The 18,148-nt window shown below is 35.8% G+C and carries 14 protein-coding genes and 3 tRNA genes; 10 read left to right on the forward strand and 7 right to left on the reverse strand.

The features are described 5' to 3' along the window. The first annotated feature begins 68 nt into the window (after positions 1-68). Genes AC3IS6_RS21710 through AC3IS6_RS21720 form a run of 3 tightly spaced genes read left to right on the forward strand, consistent with a single transcriptional unit; the run spans position 69 to position 4,193 of the window. The gene (locus AC3IS6_RS21710; RefSeq protein ID WP_489162470.1) at positions 69-980 is read left to right on the forward strand and encodes an ABC transporter ATP-binding protein; all 912 of its coding nucleotides are present in this window, start codon (positions 69-71) and stop codon (positions 978-980) included. Between the two features lie 3 nt (positions 981-983). Then, the gene (locus AC3IS6_RS21715) at positions 984-1,820 is read left to right on the forward strand and encodes an ABC transporter permease (RefSeq protein ID WP_489162472.1); all 837 of its coding nucleotides are present in this window, start codon (positions 984-986) and stop codon (positions 1,818-1,820) included. A 15-nt stretch (positions 1,821-1,835) separates the two neighbouring features. After that, positions 1,836-4,193, forward strand: coding sequence for a T9SS type B sorting domain-containing protein (locus AC3IS6_RS21720; RefSeq protein ID WP_489162473.1), 2,358 nt, complete (start codon positions 1,836-1,838; stop codon positions 4,191-4,193). A 110-nt stretch (positions 4,194-4,303) separates the two neighbouring features. Here the strand turns inward: AC3IS6_RS21720 and typA are convergent, their stop codons facing one another. Further along, positions 4,304-6,100 carry a translational GTPase TypA gene (gene typA, locus AC3IS6_RS21725; RefSeq protein ID WP_489162475.1) on the reverse strand — a complete coding sequence of 599 codons (1,797 nt, stop codon included), beginning with the start codon at positions 6,098-6,100 and terminating at the stop codon, positions 4,304-4,306. A gap of 168 nt (positions 6,101-6,268) precedes the next feature. On the opposite strand from typA, the gene AC3IS6_RS21730 reads away from it, so the two are divergent. Beyond that, the gene (locus tag AC3IS6_RS21730) at positions 6,269-7,978 is read left to right on the forward strand and encodes a PAS domain-containing sensor histidine kinase (RefSeq protein WP_489162477.1); all 1,710 of its coding nucleotides are present in this window, start codon (positions 6,269-6,271) and stop codon (positions 7,976-7,978) included. 5 nt (positions 7,979-7,983) lie between these two features. Continuing rightward, the gene (locus AC3IS6_RS21735) at positions 7,984-8,397 is read left to right on the forward strand and encodes a response regulator (protein ID WP_173966332.1); all 414 of its coding nucleotides are present in this window, start codon (positions 7,984-7,986) and stop codon (positions 8,395-8,397) included. A 164-nt stretch (positions 8,398-8,561) separates the two neighbouring features. Here AC3IS6_RS21735 and rpsT read toward each other — a convergent pair whose 3' ends face one another. From rpsT to proS, 5 genes are all read right to left on the reverse strand, one after another. Further along, positions 8,562-8,813 carry a 30S ribosomal protein S20 gene (rpsT, locus tag AC3IS6_RS21740; protein ID WP_173966087.1) on the reverse strand — a complete coding sequence of 84 codons (252 nt, stop codon included), beginning with the start codon at positions 8,811-8,813 and terminating at the stop codon, positions 8,562-8,564. Between the two features lie 154 nt (positions 8,814-8,967). Next, positions 8,968-9,039, reverse strand: a tRNA-Glu gene (locus AC3IS6_RS21745). A 44-nt stretch (positions 9,040-9,083) separates the two neighbouring features. After that, positions 9,084-9,155: transfer RNA gene (locus AC3IS6_RS21750), tRNA-Glu, on the reverse strand. A 45-nt stretch (positions 9,156-9,200) separates the two neighbouring features. Then, positions 9,201-9,272, reverse strand: a tRNA-Glu gene (locus AC3IS6_RS21755). Positions 9,273-9,349: 77 nt separating this feature from the next. Continuing rightward, the gene (gene proS, locus AC3IS6_RS21760) at positions 9,350-10,828 is read right to left on the reverse strand and encodes a proline--tRNA ligase (protein ID WP_489162479.1); all 1,479 of its coding nucleotides are present in this window, start codon (positions 10,826-10,828) and stop codon (positions 9,350-9,352) included. A gap of 101 nt (positions 10,829-10,929) precedes the next feature. Between proS and AC3IS6_RS21765 the strand changes: the two genes are divergently transcribed. The 5 genes from AC3IS6_RS21765 (at position 10,930) to AC3IS6_RS21785 (ending at position 16,659) form a co-directional block, all read left to right on the forward strand. Next, positions 10,930-11,949, forward strand: coding sequence for a hypothetical protein (locus AC3IS6_RS21765; protein WP_489162481.1), 1,020 nt, complete (start codon positions 10,930-10,932; stop codon positions 11,947-11,949). 44 nt (positions 11,950-11,993) lie between these two features. Continuing rightward, positions 11,994-13,583 carry an OmpP1/FadL family transporter gene (locus AC3IS6_RS21770; RefSeq protein WP_489162483.1) on the forward strand — a complete coding sequence of 530 codons (1,590 nt, stop codon included), beginning with the start codon at positions 11,994-11,996 and terminating at the stop codon, positions 13,581-13,583. Positions 13,584-13,799: 216 nt separating this feature from the next. Beyond that, positions 13,800-15,113, forward strand: coding sequence for a 30S ribosomal protein S12 methylthiotransferase RimO (gene rimO / locus AC3IS6_RS21775; RefSeq protein WP_395340101.1), 1,314 nt, complete (start codon positions 13,800-13,802; stop codon positions 15,111-15,113). Positions 15,114-15,148: 35 nt separating this feature from the next. Further along, positions 15,149-15,718, forward strand: a complete 570-nt coding sequence (locus AC3IS6_RS21780) for a hypothetical protein (protein ID WP_489162484.1) — start codon at positions 15,149-15,151, stop codon at positions 15,716-15,718. Positions 15,719-15,753: 35 nt separating this feature from the next. Further along, positions 15,754-16,659, forward strand: a complete 906-nt coding sequence (locus AC3IS6_RS21785; RefSeq protein WP_489162486.1) for an N-acetylmuramoyl-L-alanine amidase — start codon at positions 15,754-15,756, stop codon at positions 16,657-16,659. 286 nt (positions 16,660-16,945) lie between these two features. On the opposite strand, the gene AC3IS6_RS21790 is transcribed toward AC3IS6_RS21785, so the two are convergent. Continuing rightward, positions 16,946-18,019: an outer membrane beta-barrel protein gene (locus tag AC3IS6_RS21790; protein ID WP_489162487.1), complete on the reverse strand. Its 1,074-nt coding sequence runs from the start codon at positions 18,017-18,019 to the stop codon at positions 16,946-16,948. Positions 18,020-18,148 lie beyond the last annotated feature (129 nt).

The following is an 18,148-nucleotide window of genomic DNA, read 5'->3' on the forward strand; positions in this document are numbered from 1 at the left end:
TAAAAATAAATTTAACGTAACAATATACAAGTTGAATCGTCATACATAAAACTAAAACCGAAATAAATTTGGAAACCATACTTACTATTGAAAATCTTCACAAGAGATACGGGCGCATTCAAGCCTTAAAAAATGTATCTTTTGAAATACAAAAAGGCCACGTTTATGGCATCTTAGGCCCAAACGGCAGCGGCAAATCAACCACTTTAGGAATTGTTCTGAATGTAGTTAACAGAACATCCGGAAACTACAGCTGGTTTGGAGGAAAAGTACAAACGCATGAAGCACTAAAAAAAGTAGGCGCGATTATCGAAAGACCCAACTTTTACCCGTACATGACTGCGGAAGAAAATCTGAAACTGGTTTGCAAAATAAAAAGCATCAATTATTCAAAAATTAATGAGAAACTTGATTTAGTAGGCTTATCCGAAAGAAAAGACAGTAAGTTCAGTACTTTCTCGTTAGGAATGAAACAACGTCTGGCCATTGCTTCAGCATTGTTAAATGATCCTGAAATTTTAATTCTGGACGAACCAACAAATGGTTTAGATCCACAGGGGATTCATCAGATCAGGGATATTATCAGAAAAATTGCGTCACAGGGAACGACTATTTTATTAGCCTCTCACTTACTGGATGAAGTCGAAAAAGTATGTTCACATGTAATTGTTTTACGAAAAGGAGAAATTTTATACTCCGGCTCAGTAGATGGTATGTCTGCAAACGAAGGTTTCTTTGAACTTCAGGCGAATGATAATCTGGCACTAAAAACCATTCTGGAAACTCATCCGGCAGTAGAAAAAATCACAGAAGAAGACGGCAAAGTTCTAGTCTATCTCCACTCTGAATTATCAGCCTCAGAACTCAATCTCTTTTTATTTTCTAAAAATATTGCTTTAAGTCATTTGGTAAAACGCAAAAACAGTTTAGAAGCACAATTTTTAGAATTAACCCAGAACGCCACTATCCAAAACAACTAGACCATGAACAGACTAATCTCTATAGAACTACAAAAAATCTGGAAAAACAAAGCCAGCCGTATCCTGACTTTAACCTATTTCGTACTGCTTTCGTTTATTGCTTTAATAGCCTCAATAAAATTTGACATAGGTCCATTCAAATTTCATGCGGCAGAAATGGGTATCTTTAACTTCCCATTTATCTGGCATTTTAATACCTATATAGCTGCTTTACTTAAACTTTTCCTGGCAATAGTCATTGTTTCGATGATGGCCAATGAATACAGTTACGGCACTTTAAAACAAAACTTAATTGACGGTTTAAGCAAAAAAGAATTCATTTTATCAAAATTCCTGACAGTCATATTGTTTGCATTAGGTTCGACTATTTTTGTTTTTATAATGAGTTTGATTCTTGGATTTTGCTTTTCATCGTATACTGAGTTTGACGTTATTTTTATGGATTTAGATTACCTTCTTGCCTTTTTCGTAAAACTCTCCGGTTTCTTCGCATTTTGTTTGTTTTTGGGGATTCTGGTAAAACGCTCTGCTTTTGCTTTAGGTTTTCTTCTAGTATGGAGTATTATTGAAGGAATTGTAAAAGGCCTTTTGATCTTTCAGATTTTTCCAGAAAGCCAAACTAGTTACACCATAATGAAATTTTTCCCGCTAGAAGCCATGTCAAACCTAATTATTGAGCCTTTTACAAGGTTATCGGTAATCAGATCTATCGGAACACAAATAGGCGTTGAAAGCACTAAAGATTATGGTGTACACTATACCTCAATTTTAATCGTTTTAATCTGGACATTCTTATTTGTTTACTTTTCATACAAACTATTAAAGAAAAGAGATTTATAGTATATTTGCTATACTATGAACTACTTTAAAGCCTTATCGCTAGTATTTTTTCTGTGCTTGTTATCTGTAAAGATAGAAGCGCAGAATATTACTGTAGACGATTCCAGAACTCCCGAAGATTTAGCAAAAAACATTTTAATAAACAGCACTTGTATTGATATTAGCGCTGTTAATGCAACCGGAAACCCGGCAAATACGGGTAAAAGTTATGCATATTTTAATTCAGGAGGTGGTAGTTTTCCATTTTCAGCAGGTATTGTTTTAAGTACATCACCAAGTAAAAATGCTGCGGGGCCATTTATAAGATCAAGCTCTATTGGAATTATCAACGATAGCTGGCCAGGTGACACAGACTTAAATCAGGCATTAAACAATACGGAAAGTCAGCAGGCAACAGTCCTTGAATTTGATTTTGTTGCGCTAACCAACTCTATCAGTTTCAATTATATTTTTGCATCAAACGAATATCAGATATATTATCCGTGTCAATACTCAGATGGATTTGCTTTTCTAATAAAAGAAGCAAACACAAGTGATCCCTATAAAAACTTAGCCATTTTACCTAACACTACAATACCTGTTTCATCTACAACTGTCCATCCCAAAATTGAGCCTTACTTGGCAAATGGTGTAAACGAAGACGGCTGTGCACCTTTAAATGAAAAATTCTTCAATGGCTATAATACCGTCAACAGCCCTATAAATTACGCAGGACAAACTGTTATTATGAATGCTCATTCGCAAGTTGTACCAGGTAAAAAATATCACTTAAAACTGGTAATTGCCGATGATGAAACGGGACAATACAACTCTGCTGTTTTTATAGAAGCCGGAAGTTTTACCTCGAATATAAATTTTGGAGCAGACAGAACAATTGCCGATAAGAACCCCGCCTGTTTTGGTGAAGGCATTGTATTAGAAACACATCTTGACGATAGTCTCTACACTTTTAAATGGTTAAAAGAAAACACTCCCAACAATTATGTAGAAGTTTCTCCTATAGAAACTGGCTCTAGATATACCGCAACAGCTACAGGGAATTATAAAGTAGAAGCCACTCGAGATGGCACGACATGCGTTGCCACCGGGCAAATTAAAATTGAGTTTACACCGGAAATTTTATCAACCAATACTTCATTAACGCAATGTGATGATGATGCAGACAACGTATCAATCTTCAACCTTACAAAAGTTGCCAATCTCATTAAAAATAATGTTGCCGAAACACTGAACAAAGGATACTACGAATCATTAGCAGATGCGCAAGCTAAAACCAATGCAATTCTGGCACCAGAAAAATACCGTAATAAATCCCAAAATCAAGTTATTTTTGTCAGACTTGAAAATCAATACGGCTGCGCTAAATTTCCAGAAGTAACATTGCAAATTTCCAACACTCCAATTGCCAGTCAAAATCCTTTCACCACTTGTGACAAAGATGAAAAACAAGACGGCCTATCCCAATTTGATCTTAATACCGAAGTTACGCCTCTAATTGCTACAGGTTTACCATCGGGCTTAACTTTTAGCTACTTTTTAAACACCAACGATGCTTTATCTGACACAAATGCACTACCAAATATCTTTAAAAACACTACTGCTTTTACTCAAATAATTTATGTAAAAGCCACAAATGGACCAGATTGTTACGATATACTTCCCATTACCCTTGTTGTAAATACTTTCGATCCGCCTAACTTCGAAGAGGAATCAAAATACTTATGTAAAGAGGAACCGATTACCTTAACTGCTGCCAGCGGCTTTGCCAGCTATTTATGGAGCACCGGAGATACCTCAAACTCCATTACTGTAAGCACAGAGGGTAATTATTCAGTGCTTGTAAAAAATGCAGACGGTTGTGAAAAAACCAAAAAATTCAAAGTAATACTTTCAGAACCTGCAGCTATAACTGGTGCATCTGTAAAAGATTTCTCCGGTGATCAAAATTCTGTCTTAATTCAATATACAGGAGTTGGTAACTATGAATTTTCATTAGACGGAAGTGTTTTTCAGGACAATCCGTTATTCACCAATGTCAGACCCGGAATTTACAATACTGTCGCAAGAGACAAAAACGGTTGCGGATTATCTAATTTATTTCAGGTATATATTGTAGACTACCCTCGCTTTTTCACTCCAAACGACGATGGTTATAATGATTTATGGATTATAACAAACTCCGATCAGCTTCCTGATTATAAAATATTCATATTTGATCGTTATGGAAAGCTACTCAAACAAATGGATAAAAATAATATGCTGGGCTGGAACGGCTCTTTTAACAACCAGCAACTGCCATCAGATGATTATTGGTTTAACATCCAATTTGCTAATGGAAGAGTTGTAAAAGGCCATTTTAGCTTAAAAAGATAAATTACACAACTTCCGATTGGGTATTCGAAATACCCGTTTCACCCAAAATATTGAGCAATAAAAAAGCCATTCGAAGTATCGAATGGCTTTTTTATTATTTACAGGATAAATTAGATTTTAAATCTTTTTCTATCCGTTTCAGTCAAATAAATCTTTCTAAGACGAATAGACTTTGGAGTAACCTCTACATACTCATCTTTCTGAATGTACTCTAATGCTTCCTCTAATGAGAAAATGATTGGAGGAATAATTCTCGCTTTTTCATCATTTCCAGAAGAACGAACGTTAGATTGTTTTTTCTCTTTAGTTACGTTTACACACATATCATCACCACGAGAGTTTTCACCAATTACTTGCCCTTCGTAAATTTCGGCATTTGGCTCAACAAAAAACTTACCACGATCTTGCAATTTATCGATAGAATAAGGAATAGCTTTTCCTTTTTCCATAGAAATTAATGAACCTTTGTTACGTCCGGCAATTTCTCCTTTGAAAGGCTCATATCCAATAAAACGGTGCGACATAATAGCTTCACCGGCAGTAGCCGTAAGCAATTGATTTCTTAAACCAATAATTCCACGTGATGGAATATTAAATTTAATGATCATACGCTCGCCCTTAGTCTCCATACTTAACATTTCACCTTTACGAAGTGTTACGAACTCAACTGCTCTACCTGAAAGATTTTCTGGCAAATCGATTGTTAATTCCTCAATTGGCTCACATTTTTTACCATCAATTTCTTTGATAATAACTTGTGGCTGACCAATTTGCAACTCATAACCCTCTCTTCTCATTGTCTCAATAAGAACAGATAAGTGAAGTACTCCACGGCCAAAAACCATGAATTTATCTGCAGAATCAGTTTCACCTAACTTCATCGCTAAGTTTTTCTCTAATTCTTTTGTCAATCTTTCTCTAATATGACGAGAAGTTACAAATTTACCTTCTTTACCAAAGAAAGGTGAGTCATTGATTGTAAACAACATACTCATTGTAGGCTCATCAATAGCAATAGAAGCTAAACCTTCAGGGTTTTCGTGATCTGCAATAGTGTCACCAATTTCAAAACCTTCAACACCAACTATAGCACAAATATCTCCTGCAATTACTTCCGCAACTTTTTTACGTCCAAGACCTTCAAAAGTGTGTAATTCTTTAATTCTTGATTTCGTTACAGCACCATCTCTTTTTACTAAAGAGATCGGCATACCTTCTTTCAAAACACCTCTCTCTAAACGACCAATAGCGATACGCCCGGTAAAAGCAGAGAAATCTAAAGATGTAATCAACATTTGTGGAGTACCTTCTGACACTTTAGGAGCAGGTACATTATTTAAAACCATGTCTAATAAAGGCTCGATGTTTTCCGTTTGGTTTTTCCAATCGTCAGACATCCAGTTGTTTTTAGCAGAACCATAAACAGTTGGAAAATCCAATTGTTCCTCAGTAGCTCCTAATTCAAACATTAAGTCAAAAACTTTTTCATGAACTTCTTCCGGAGTACAGTTTTCTTTATCAACTTTATTGATAACTACGCAAGGCTTAAGTCCTAAGTCAATCGCTTTTTGTAATACGAAACGAGTTTGTGGCATTGGACCTTCAAAAGCATCCACTAGCAAACATACACCATCGGCCATGTTCAATACACGTTCTACTTCACCTCCAAAATCCGCGTGGCCAGGAGTGTCAATAATATTGATCTTTGTTCCTTTATATTGAACCGATACGTTCTTTGAAGTAATAGTAATACCTCTCTCACGCTCTAAATCGTTATTATCAAGAATTAAATCACCTGTGTTTTCGTTGTCACGAAATAATTGACAGTGATACATAATTTTATCAACCAAAGTGGTTTTACCGTGATCGACGTGGGCAATAATTGCAATGTTTCTAATAGATTCCATCTGTGATTTTTAATGGGTGCAAAGGTACACTTTATTTTGATATAAAAAACGTTTCTGCGATAGTTTGCGTAGAGACAAGTAATTAGTTCCCCAAAAACAATGTAAATTTAAGTCTAAATTGAACTTTTCTTATTGTTTAATTATAGTTAAATTAACTATATTTGAGTGATGAAAAGTAAAACTCTACAAATTACTCTAGTTTATATTATCATATCGTTATTTGTGGCAATCATCTGTCATAAATTACTCACAACTTACTTTTCAAAGACCGATTATTATACTGCTTTTTTCTTAAAGGACATTTTCTTCATTTTAACTACAGCCTTGTTTTTCAAATACATACTTTCTAAAAATGAAAAAAAAAGCATTACAATTTTCAAAAAACTAAAAGAAACAAACGAAGAAATAAAAGAATCAAACGAAAAATATGATATTGTTGCTAAAGCAACAAGTGACACAATTTGGGACTGGAAAATCCAGGAAGACAGCATAAACTGGAACAAAGGAATAGAAAGCGTTTTCGGATACAATCCGAAAGAAGTTGGAAAAACATCTAAATGGTGGTTTGACAAAATACATCCCGAAGACAGCATCCGAATGTCTATCAAACTATACTCTTTTATTGAACAAAAAACGGAAAAATGGCAAGACCAGTACCGTTTTAAATGCGCAGACGGGAGCTACAAATACGTTTTAGACAGAGGTTTTTTACTCAAGGATGAAAACGGAAGAGCTATACGAATGATCGGAGCCATTCAAGATATCACTAAACAAAAGGAAGAAGAACAGCGTTTAAGACTTTTAGAAACAGTAATTACACAATCTAAAGACTCAATATTAATAACAGAAGCCAATTCAACAGATCGAAAAATACCTAAAATTGTCTATGTAAACCCTGCTTTTTCACAAATGTCAGGATATTTATCAAATGAAATAATAGGAAAATCACCTAATATTTTCAAAGGACCAAAGTCAGATTCAGAAGAATTAAAAAAACTCTTAAAAGCTATAAAAAACGAAGAGGAGTGCTTAATCGAAACTATTACCTACACCAAATCAAAAGAGGAATATTGGGTACGATTTTCAATGATTCCTATTTTTAATACCGAAGGCATAATTTCACACTGGATTTCCATACAAAGAGACATTACAGACGAAAAGAAACTAGAAACAGAAAAAGAACACCTAATTCGTGAATTAACTCAAAACAACAAAGACCTAAAGCAATTTTCCTACATTACTTCACACAATTTACGTGCGCCGTTATCCAACTTAATCGGACTCTTAAATCTTATTGAAGACATCCCTATCGAGAACGAAGAACTTGAAGAAATCCTAACCGGATTTACCAAATCAACGCATTTATTAAACGAAACTATCAATGACCTGGTAAAAGTCATTATCATCAAAGACAATCCTTCAATGCAAAAAGAAGAAGTCTCTCTACAAGAAGTTTTCGAAAACGTATTTAGCCAGCTTTCTTTCCAAATCGAACTACACAAACCAATCATAAAACTCAAATTCGACAAAGTCCCGCTGCTAAACACAAACAAAGCTTATATCGAAAGCATTTTACTAAACCTACTAACTAATTCGATAAAATACAAATCAGAAAATAGAAAACTAAAAATATCCATTACAGCAGAACAAATCGACCACAAAGCAATTCTAACTTTCAAAGACAACGGAATTGGAATTGACCTAGAAAGAAACCGCGATAAAGTCTTTGGGCTATACCAACGATTCCACAACTACCCCGACAGCAAAGGTCTCGGCTTATATCTTGTAAAATCACAAGTTGAGACGATGGGAGGAACAATCAGCATTGATAGCGAAGTCAACAAAGGCACCACATTTACAATAACATTCAAAAACTAACTCATATGCTCGAGCAAATTTTATGTATTGACGATGATCCAATCACGTTGATGTTATGCAAAAAAGTAATTTCGAAGTCATCATTCTCCAACGAAATTATCACAGCTCAAAATGGAGAAGAAGCATTGCACCATTTCAACACACTTAAATACACCAACAATAAAAACAAAGCAAACAAAAAACCGGAATTGATTTTTTTAGACTTAAACATGCCTGTAATGGGCGGTTGGGAATTCCTAGATCACTTTACCTCTCCGGCTTACAAAGAATTCAATACCGCAAGTGTAATTGTACTTTCTTCCACTATTGACCCAGATGATCTAGCCAAAGCTAAAAAATACCCCATTATAATTGATTTTCTTTCAAAACCAATTACCCAGCCTATGCTGGAATATCTTAAAAAGAAAATCGGAATCTAACCCTGGAATTCTAAATTCTAAATTCTAAACTCCAAATCTCAAATCCCAAACCACAATCAAGCACTATTGGAATTTAGATTTTTTACTTTAAAAATTACCTGAATATTACAAACAAAAAAAAGTCCTCAAAGAGGACTTTTATATTTTTAGGAAATTGCAATTAATTACAATTTAGCAACATGTTTAGTTAATTTAGACTTCAAGTTAGAAGCTTTATTATCATGAATGATGTTCTTTTTAGCTAATTTATCAATCATAGAAATTACAGTTGATAATTTAGAAGATGCATCAGATTTATCAGTAGCTAATCTTAATGCTTTAATAGCGTTACGAGTAGTTTTATGTTGGTATCTGTTAAGAACTCTTCTTTTTTCGTTACTTCTGATTCTTTTTAATGCTGACTTATGATTTGCCATTTTGTTTTAATTTTAGATGTAATAATTATTATAAATACTAGTTAAAAAAGAAAAACCTCCCACAATTGCAAAACAATCACTTTGGTTTTAACTAATAAAACAAAAATCGAGACACCAATTTTTATTTTACAAAACTTATTTACAACTAATTTTGTAGTCTGTAAGGGAATCGAACCCCTGTTACCAGGACGAAAGCCTGGAGTCCTAACCCCTAGACGAACAGACCATTATCGTTCTAAGTTTTTCTATACTTAAATAGAGGTATTATTGTAGCCCGTAGCGGAATCGAACCGCTCTTACATGGATGAAAACCATGCGTCCTAACCGATAGACGAACGGGCCATTTTAATTCTCATAATTTAAAGAACAATTTCGCAGTAAAAGTAGTAGCCCGTAGCGGAATCGAACCGCTCTTACATGGATGAAAACCATGCGTCCTAACCGATAGACGAACGGGCCTGCTTCTCTAATGCGGATGCAAAAATACAACTATTTTTAAGATGTACAATACCTGATGCAAAAAAAATTAAAAAAAATTAATATGCCTTTGCAAACAACACTCTTTTTGAGGAAGGATTACCAGTAAACACACAGGTTCCCGCCTCTTCTTTACCATTCAAAGGAATACAACGAATTGTCGCTTTTGTCAAGTCTTTTATTTTTTCTTCAGTCTCAGCAGTACCATCCCAATGAGCTGATACAAACCCTGCTTTACCATCTAAAACCTCTTTAAATTCCTCAAAACTATTCACTTCCGTAATATGAGTATCGCGATAGCCTAACGCTTTGTTAAATAAATCAGTCTGAATCTGCTCTAACAGGTCATTTATATAAGTAACAATTCCTTCACCAGAAACCGTTTCTTTTGTCAATGTATCACGTCTTGCAACTTCAAAAGTTCCGTTTTCTAAATCTTTTGGCCCAACAGCAATTCTAACAGGGACACCTTTCAACTCCCATTCAGCAAATTTAAATCCTGGTTTTTGAGTTGTTCTGTCATCATATTTAACAGACACTCTTAATTTCTTAAGCTTAGCCGTTAAATCATTTACTGCAGCTGTAATTTCAGCAAATTGCTCATCTGTTTTATAAATAGGTACAATTACAACTTGTATTGGCGCTAAATTTGGAGGCAATACCAACCCCTGATCATCAGAATGCGTCATAACCAAAGCCCCCATTAAACGAGTAGAAACCCCCCAAGAGGTTCCCCACACATGTTCTTGTTTCCCTTCAGCATTTGCAAACTTCACATCAAAAGCTTTAGCAAAGTTTTGACCTAAAAAGTGCGATGTTCCAGCCTGCAACGCTTTACCATCCTGCATCAAAGCTTCAATACAATAGGTTTCATCAGCTCCCGCAAAACGCTCTGTCTCAGTTTTTATACCTTTAACAACCGGAATTGCCATAAAATCCTGAACAAAATCAGCATAAACATTCATCATCTTTTCAGATTCTTCTAATGCCTCCGCTTTCGTAGCATGTGCCGTATGCCCTTCCTGCCATAAAAACTCAGCAGTTCTTAAAAACAAACGCGTACGCATTTCCCAACGTACCACATTCGCCCACTGATTAATCAACAAAGGCAAATCTCTATATGACTGCACCCATCCTTTATAGGTAGACCAAATAATCGCCTCACTTGTTGGACGAACAATAAGCTCTTCCTCTAATTTAGCGTTCGGATCCACCATTAGCTTTCCGGGTTTATCCGGATCATTTTTTAGTCTATAGTGCGTTACAATAGCACATTCTTTTGCAAATCCTTCAGCATTTTTTTCTTCTGCTTCAAACATGCTTTTAGGCACAAATAAAGGGAAGTATGCATTTTGATGTCCTGTTTCTTTAAACATTCGATCCAATTCCGCCTGCATTTTTTCCCAAATAGCATATCCGTACGGCTTAATAACCATACATCCTCTAACTCCTGAATTTTCGGCTAGATCTGCCTTTACAACCAGCTCGTTATACCATTTTGAATAATCTTCTGATCTTGTAGTGAGGTTCTTACTCATATCGAATAGTTTGGCACAAATTTTGTTTTAATAATTTTAACTAAATAGTTTGACAAAACTAACTATTTTTGTAATGTGCAACAATAAAAAACACCACAGATATGAAAACTTCTATTTCTCTCCGCCAAAACTCAAGTCATTTTTACTTAATTGGATTATTGAGTTTTCTATTGGCATCGTGTGGTTCTTACCAAAATACTTCTTATCATGATAATGATGGAGTTTATGGAGGTTCACCAAGAACGTATGCTCAAACAAACAGCACAAATAATCAATATAAAGACTATTTTAGATCGTTACAAGACGATAATCAGTCAACTGAAATTTTCACAGATGTTGACAATTACGGAAATTATGCCGTAAACGACAGCACACAAGCCACTAACTCTTACCCAGCTTGGGGAAGCGCCAATACAGAAGTTGCCGTAAACGTTTATTCAAACCCTTCATGGTCACTTGGTTTCGGACTTGGTTTCGGATATCCATATTATGGATGGGGCTACGGATGGGGCGGAGGATACTGGGGCTATCCTAACTATTGGGGACCAGGATGGGGATATCCGGGATGGGGTTACCCTGGTTACTGGGGGTCAGGCCACTGGGGATCAGGCTTCAGATACAACAACTATTCTTACAACTACGGAAGAAGAGGATCTGCTGCTTATTACGGAGGAAGAAACTATTCCTCTGACAGAAATTTCACTACAAATAGAGGCTACAACAACACCAACAGAAGTTATAGCTCTAATAGAAACTACACTAACACCAACCGAAGCTTTAACTCAAACAGAAGCTATAGCACAAACAGAAGTGACTTCTCTGATTCAAGAAGAAATTCAAGTTCATCAGTAAACGGAAGAACATACAACAATTCTTCTCCAACATTTACAAACAGAGGAAACGCCAGCCAATACAACAGTACTGATTACAGCAACAGAAGATCAAGTAGCAATTATCCTACCAGAAGCTACAATTACAACAACAATAATTCAGCACCAACAAGAAGCTATTCTCCTAGCCCATCCCGTTCTATGAATAGCGGAGGCGGAAGTATGAGATCATCTGGCGGTGGCGGCGGTGGCGGAAGATCATACAGTGGCGGAGGAGGCGGAAGAAGATAATCGTCTCTTTCGTTAATCACAAAATCATACTAAAAACTATCCAAATGAAAAAAATATTATTCCTACTTATTACAGGACTAACTGCCAGCGTCTCACATTCTCAGGAAGTATCAGATGCTGTACGTTATGCGCAAGACAATTTAACCGGAACTGCAAGATTTAGAGCCATGAGTGGTGCTTTTGGAGCTGTTGGAGGAGATTTTTCAGCTATTTCCGTAAACCCTGCAGGATCGGCAATATTCTCTAATAATCAGGTTGGAGTAAGTTTTAGCAATCAAAACATCAAAAACAATTCAAACTATTTTGAAACAGAAATTAGCGATAGCAAAAATTCTTTTACCCTAAATCAGGCGGGTGCTGTTTTTGTTTTTCACGATCACAACCCAAGCAACAACTGGAAAAAGATTGCTATTGGAGCTTCTTACGAAAACACCAATAACTTCAACAACAGAATTGTCTCAATAGGAACAAACCCAACAAATTCTATTGACAGTTATTTTTTATCTTATGCTAATAACGGAAACGGAGGAGCACCAGTGCCACAAGAATTCGTAAACCTGGCAAATAACGAATCAATTAGCGACCTTTATCGCTATTTAGGCTCGAACTTACCAAATGGTCAATACCGAAATCTATCGGGATTCTCTGCTCAACAAGCCATGCTGGGCTACCAGGGATTCGTCATAAACGCTTCTGACCCGAATAACCCGAACAGTACATACACCACAAATGTACCTGCAGGAAATACCCCGGGAAAAGGAAATTATTACCAAGAAAATGAAATTTTCACGAGCGGATACAATAGTAAATTAAGCTTCAACATAGCAACTTCCTACAAAGACAGACTTTATTTAGGCGCTAATCTAAATGTGCATATCACGGATTACAGAAGATCCAGTAGTTTTTACGAAGACAATGACAACCCACCGCAATCAACCCCAACGATATCAAGTTTACGCTTCAACAACAACCTTTACACCTACGGAAATGGCTTCTCTTTTCAACTTGGAGCTATCGCCAAAGTCACTAAAGAATTCCGACTTGGACTGGCTTACGAATCCAACACCTGGTACGAACTTTACGATGAACTTTCACAAAGCTTATACACAACAATACGAGCAACAGGCGGACAACCTATTAATAAATCTGTTAATCCTGATGTCGTTAATATTTACGAACGCTACACCTTACAAACACCGGGAAAAACCACTTTCAGTGCCGCTTATGTATTTGGAAAATCCGGATTAATCAGTATAGACTACGCCATTAAAGACTATAGCAATACCAAATACAAACCCGGCCGTGATTTTACAGGAATCAACAATCAACTAAGCAATCAATTGACCAATGCCGGTGAACTAAGAGTAGGTGCCGAATATAAAATAAAACAATTAAGCCTGCGCGGCGGATACCGTTTTGAAGAGAGCCCATACAAAGACGGAACTACGATTGGAGACTTAAACAGTTACTCAGGTGGTTTAGGATATAATTTTGGAAGCACTAAAGTCGATTTAGCCTATTCTTATTTAGAAAGAAAATCGAATCAGGGATTTTTTGCAACCGGATTCACAAACGGAGCAAAAATCAATTCTAAATTAAACAATGTAACACTTACTTTATTATTTGAATTGTAATTAAAAATAAATAGAATAAATTAAAATCTCCGTCAGGCTCTTACTTGACGGATTTTTTTTAGCCCTGATGGAAGCGACATCCTTTTGTCTCTGCCGCAACGGACACAAAAGATATAGCAAACAGCAGGATAAGCTTCATAAAAATCACCTAAAAGAAAAGGAAACAAGCGGTGTTTGAATAAAAAAGTGTAATTTTGCACTCCAATTTATAAAAGTATGAGAACCAAGTCTTTAAAAAAGAACAAAATTAACGTAATCACTCTTGGGTGTTCGAAAAATGTATATGACAGTGAAGTGCTAATGGGACAACTTCGTGCTAATGGCAAGGAAGTACAACACGAAGCACCTGCTAAAGAAGAAGGAAACATTATTGTGATCAACACCTGCGGTTTTATTGACAATGCAAAAGCCGAGTCGGTAAACATGATTTTGGAATATGCTGATAAAAAAGACAAAGGATTAGTAGATAAAGTTTTCGTTACCGGATGTTTGTCTGAACGTTACAGACCGGATTTAGAAAAGGAAATCCCTAATGTTGATCAATACTTTGGTACAACTGAATTACCTCAGCTGCTTAAAGCTCTTGGTGCCGACTATAAACACGAGCTACTAGGAGAGCGTTTAACTACAACTCCAAAGAATTATGCTTATTTGAAAATTGCGGAGGGCTGCGACAGACCTTGCAGTTTCTGTGCTATTCCGTTAATGAGAGGTTCGCATGTTTCTCAACCTATTGAAAAACTGGTTAAAGAAGCTCAAGGTTTAGCAAAAAATGGCGTTAAAGAATTAATTCTAATTGCTCAGGATTTAACGTATTATGGTCTTGATCTTTATAAAAAACGAAATCTTGCCGAACTTCTGGAAGCATTAGCCAATGTTGAAGGCATAGAATGGATTCGTCTTCATTATGCTTATCCTACAGGTTTCCCAATGGACGTTTTAGAATTAATGAAACGCGAGCCTAAAATCTGTAATTATATAGACATACCGTTACAACATATTTCTGATTCGATTTTAAAATCGATGCGTCGTGGTACTACTCAGGCGAAAACGACACAATTATTAAAAGATTTCCGTGCTGCAGTTCCGGGAATGGCAATTAGAACTACCTTAATTGTTGGATATCCTGGTGAGACTCAGGAAGATTTTGAGATTTTGAAAGATTTTGTTCAGGAAATGAAATTTGATAGAATGGGTTGTTTCGCTTATTCTCACGAAGAAAACACTCATGCTTATTTATTGGAAGACAATGTTCCGGACGATGTAAAACAAGCCCGAGCAAATGAAATAATGGAACTACAGTCACAAATTTCATGGGATTTAAACCAAGAAAAAATTGGACAGGTTTTCAAATGTATTATTGACAGAAAAGAAGGCGCCCATTTTGTCGGCAGAACGGAGTTTGACAGCCCTGATGTTGATAATGAAGTTTTGATTGATGCGTCTAAACATTATGTAAAAACCGGAGAATTTGTTAATATAAGAATAATAGAAGCAACAGAATTTGATTTATACGGAGAACCTGCTTAAATTTACGCTAAACAATTTTTAATAAATACATTTTTATGAAACCTATACAATCTTTATTTATTTTGTTTTTCGCGTTATTGTGCTTTAACTCTGTTTCAGCTCAGTACGGAAATGGCTACAATAATGGTTACGGTGGTGGTGGTGGCGGTTACGGCAATGGCTACGGAAGAGGTGGCGGAATGGGTATGGACAGAAGCATGATGGGAGGTCCTCAGCCAAATACCAGTAAACCAAAAGAAATACCTGTTGAAGAGACTGTTGGTAAGATTGTAGAACAAATGAAACCTGAAGTAAACCTTGACGAATTACAAGCTATAGCTATTGGAAATGTTTTAATCGACAGCATGAGAGAGCAAGGCATCTTATTAAAAAATGAAAGTAGCAATCAGGATCAAAAAATTGAACAGATTAAGGCATTAAGAGAAAGCACTACTAAAAAAATAACTGCTTTCTTAAATCCGGATCAGATCCCAAAGTATACCGCATTCATGGATAACTTTAAAGAGATCAAAAAAACCTCTAAATCAAAAAAGAAAAAAGATTCAAAAGATAAAGATTCAAAAGACGGAAAAGAAGACTCTGAAGCAACAAAAACACAGGAATAATTGTTTCAACCTCATCTAAAAAAATGCAACTGACCATGACAAAAAAACATTTTTGTTACCTGATTTTAGCAATTATTATTACTTCTTGCTCCACAAATCCATATAAAAACACCGAAAAAGTTTACGATCAGCAGCTTAAAACTTTAGAGGGGCAAATTACGAGTAAAGAAGCCCAACCAATTCCAGTAGTAAGCCCTGTAGTTATCGACACTACTTATGCACAACAACTTGGCATAGTAAAAGATACTTTATCTAAAACAGGATCAACTTCTTTACTAAATGGTATAAGTACCGAATGGATTGGAACTGTAAACTTCAACTTAAGAAAACCAAGTTTCATTATCCTTCATCATACCGCTCAGGATTCTCTTCAGCAAACGATCAATACTTTTACCAAGACCCGAACTCAGGTAAGTGCTCATTATATTATCTCTGAAAACGGAAAAGTAGTTCAAATGCTAAACGATTATCTAAGAGCCTGGCATGCAGGAGCATCAACTTGGGGAAAAAATACAGATTTAAACTCTTCTTCTATCGGAATTGAACTTGACAATAACGGCTTTAAACCTTTCACAGAAGCACAGATTAGTAGTTTAGTAGCGCTTTTAACAAAATTAAAGAAAGACTATAATATCCCTACTCAAAACATATTGGGACATTCTGATATTGCTCCGGGAAGAAAACGAGATCCAAGTGCTCTATTCCCTTGGAAAACCCTGGCTGAAAAAGGATTTGGAATCTGGCCGGACGAAGTTCTTGAGGAAGCTCCTTTTGATTTTAAAATTGAGCCCGCACTGAGAATTATCGGATTCAATACCAAAAACCTTTCAGCAGCTATCATGGCGTTTAAATTACACTACATTCAAACTGATACAACTGCAACTTTAGATCGAAAAACAATAGATACTATTTATTCGATTTATAAAAAACAGCTTCAGTAATACAATAACAATCAAGTATAAAAGTGCATCTCTAAAATTTAGAAATGCATTTTTTTTATTGTAATAAACCTGACATCTTATAAAAATGAAGCAATTGTTTATCTAAGTATCCATTTCTGCATTTTGATACACCAGAAAGAAATAACACAACTAATCTAAATTACAATGTAAAAATACTTAGCTGAAAGCTGTGAGAATAGTGCGACACAAAAAGACTCACATAAAAAAGCTGCCAAAACACAAAATAGGTTTCGACAGCTCAAAAAAAAAATATCAATCTTTATCTCTAGAAAGAGTATGTTGTAGCGACTAATCCGAAGAACGATCCTCCTGTTGGAGCAGCATCTTTATCTAAAAAAATATCCTGAGAAGCTGCGTCGTATCTTAATTCTGGAATAATCGTTAATTTCCCTACTTTATAATTCAAAGAAACTGTATTTGCAAAAACATTCGATCCTGTTAATACACCCAGACTGGCCGCGGCATCTTTAGCATCGAAATATTCCATTCTATATGCCAAACTCAATGATGGTTTAAAGGCATAATTTGCATATCCTACCAAAGCAAACCAATCACCATCTAATGCACTGTCAATATCATTATTTGTTTTAGCATAAGTAGCATTAAATCCTAAAGAAAATGCATCCGTTATCGTTTTAGAGGCTACAAAATCAATTTGAGTTTTATTCTCATCAGAGACAGGATTACTGCTACCCGAAGTAAAATTCAAATAAGCGCTACCTGTGTCTCCGATGTACCCCACTTGTGCTATGTATGTCTTTTGACTCGAACCTGCATCCATGGCTGACTTAAAGTCGGTTGGATTTGTGATACCAAACATGGCAGTGAACTTGCCTGATGTATATTGCGCTTTTAGTCCGGTATTAAAGAAAGGCCCATAAGAAAAAGCATAAGACATGCTGTAGTTTTTATTCCCGATAGCATCCAGTACTTCATACCCGATATGAGTTCCGAAACTACCTGCAACAAACTTAAATTTATCGGTAACCTGATAGGTAAAATATAATTGTTTAATTAAAAATTTTGCATTTATATCCTTATCAGTTGTTTCGTTATAGGAGAACTCCCCCGCTCTCTTCCCAAAACCTAAATCAACAAAGACTGAAGCTTTTCCGAAGGTATGTCCCGCCTGAACGGAGGCCATTCCTAATTCGAATGAGTCCTGAGAATTGGTAAAACTTGTCAATCCATTCATTTGTTTTGAAAAATCATATTTATAATACGCATCTGCTGATCCTCCCCAAGTGGTTGCCGGTGAAGTCGCAGCCTCAGTTTCCTCTTGGGCAAAAGCAAAAGAACTCGTTAACATCACGGCTAAAATGTGCAATACTTTTTTCATGTTTTAATTGGTTTTGGTTATTAATTGATTCTGGTTAGTTAATCTTTTATATAGGTAATTGAATACTATAAGCCACTTTTAAAACCTCTTATTCCCTCCAAAACTCCATCATTTTCAGTAGCGAATTTA

The organism is Flavobacterium sp. KH_035 (genome assembly GCF_057839565.1).

Coding starts and splice junctions, on each gene's coding strand:
- AC3IS6_RS21720 (WP_489162473.1), top strand. CDS start 1,836: ATGAACTACTTTAAAGCCTTATCGCTAGTATTTTTTCTGTGCTTGTTA.
- AC3IS6_RS21770 (WP_489162483.1), top strand. CDS start 11,994: ATGAAAAAAATATTATTCCTACTTATTACAGGACTAACTGCCAGCGTC.
- AC3IS6_RS21730 (WP_489162477.1), top strand. CDS start 6,269: ATGAAAAGTAAAACTCTACAAATTACTCTAGTTTATATTATCATATCG.
- AC3IS6_RS21785 (WP_489162486.1), top strand. CDS start 15,754: ATGACAAAAAAACATTTTTGTTACCTGATTTTAGCAATTATTATTACT.
- AC3IS6_RS21780 (WP_489162484.1), top strand. CDS start 15,149: ATGAAACCTATACAATCTTTATTTATTTTGTTTTTCGCGTTATTGTGC.
- typA (WP_489162475.1), bottom strand. CDS start 6,100: ATGGAATCTATTAGAAACATTGCAATTATTGCCCACGTCGATCACGGT.
- AC3IS6_RS21790 (WP_489162487.1), bottom strand. CDS start 18,019: ATGAAAAAAGTATTGCACATTTTAGCCGTGATGTTAACGAGTTCTTTT.
- AC3IS6_RS21715 (WP_489162472.1), top strand. CDS start 984: ATGAACAGACTAATCTCTATAGAACTACAAAAAATCTGGAAAAACAAA.
- AC3IS6_RS21735 (WP_173966332.1), top strand. CDS start 7,984: ATGCTCGAGCAAATTTTATGTATTGACGATGATCCAATCACGTTGATG.
- rimO (WP_395340101.1), top strand. CDS start 13,800: ATGAGAACCAAGTCTTTAAAAAAGAACAAAATTAACGTAATCACTCTT.
- rpsT (WP_173966087.1), bottom strand. CDS start 8,813: ATGGCAAATCATAAGTCAGCATTAAAAAGAATCAGAAGTAACGAAAAA.
- proS (WP_489162479.1), bottom strand. CDS start 10,828: ATGAGTAAGAACCTCACTACAAGATCAGAAGATTATTCAAAATGGTAT.
- AC3IS6_RS21765 (WP_489162481.1), top strand. CDS start 10,930: ATGAAAACTTCTATTTCTCTCCGCCAAAACTCAAGTCATTTTTACTTA.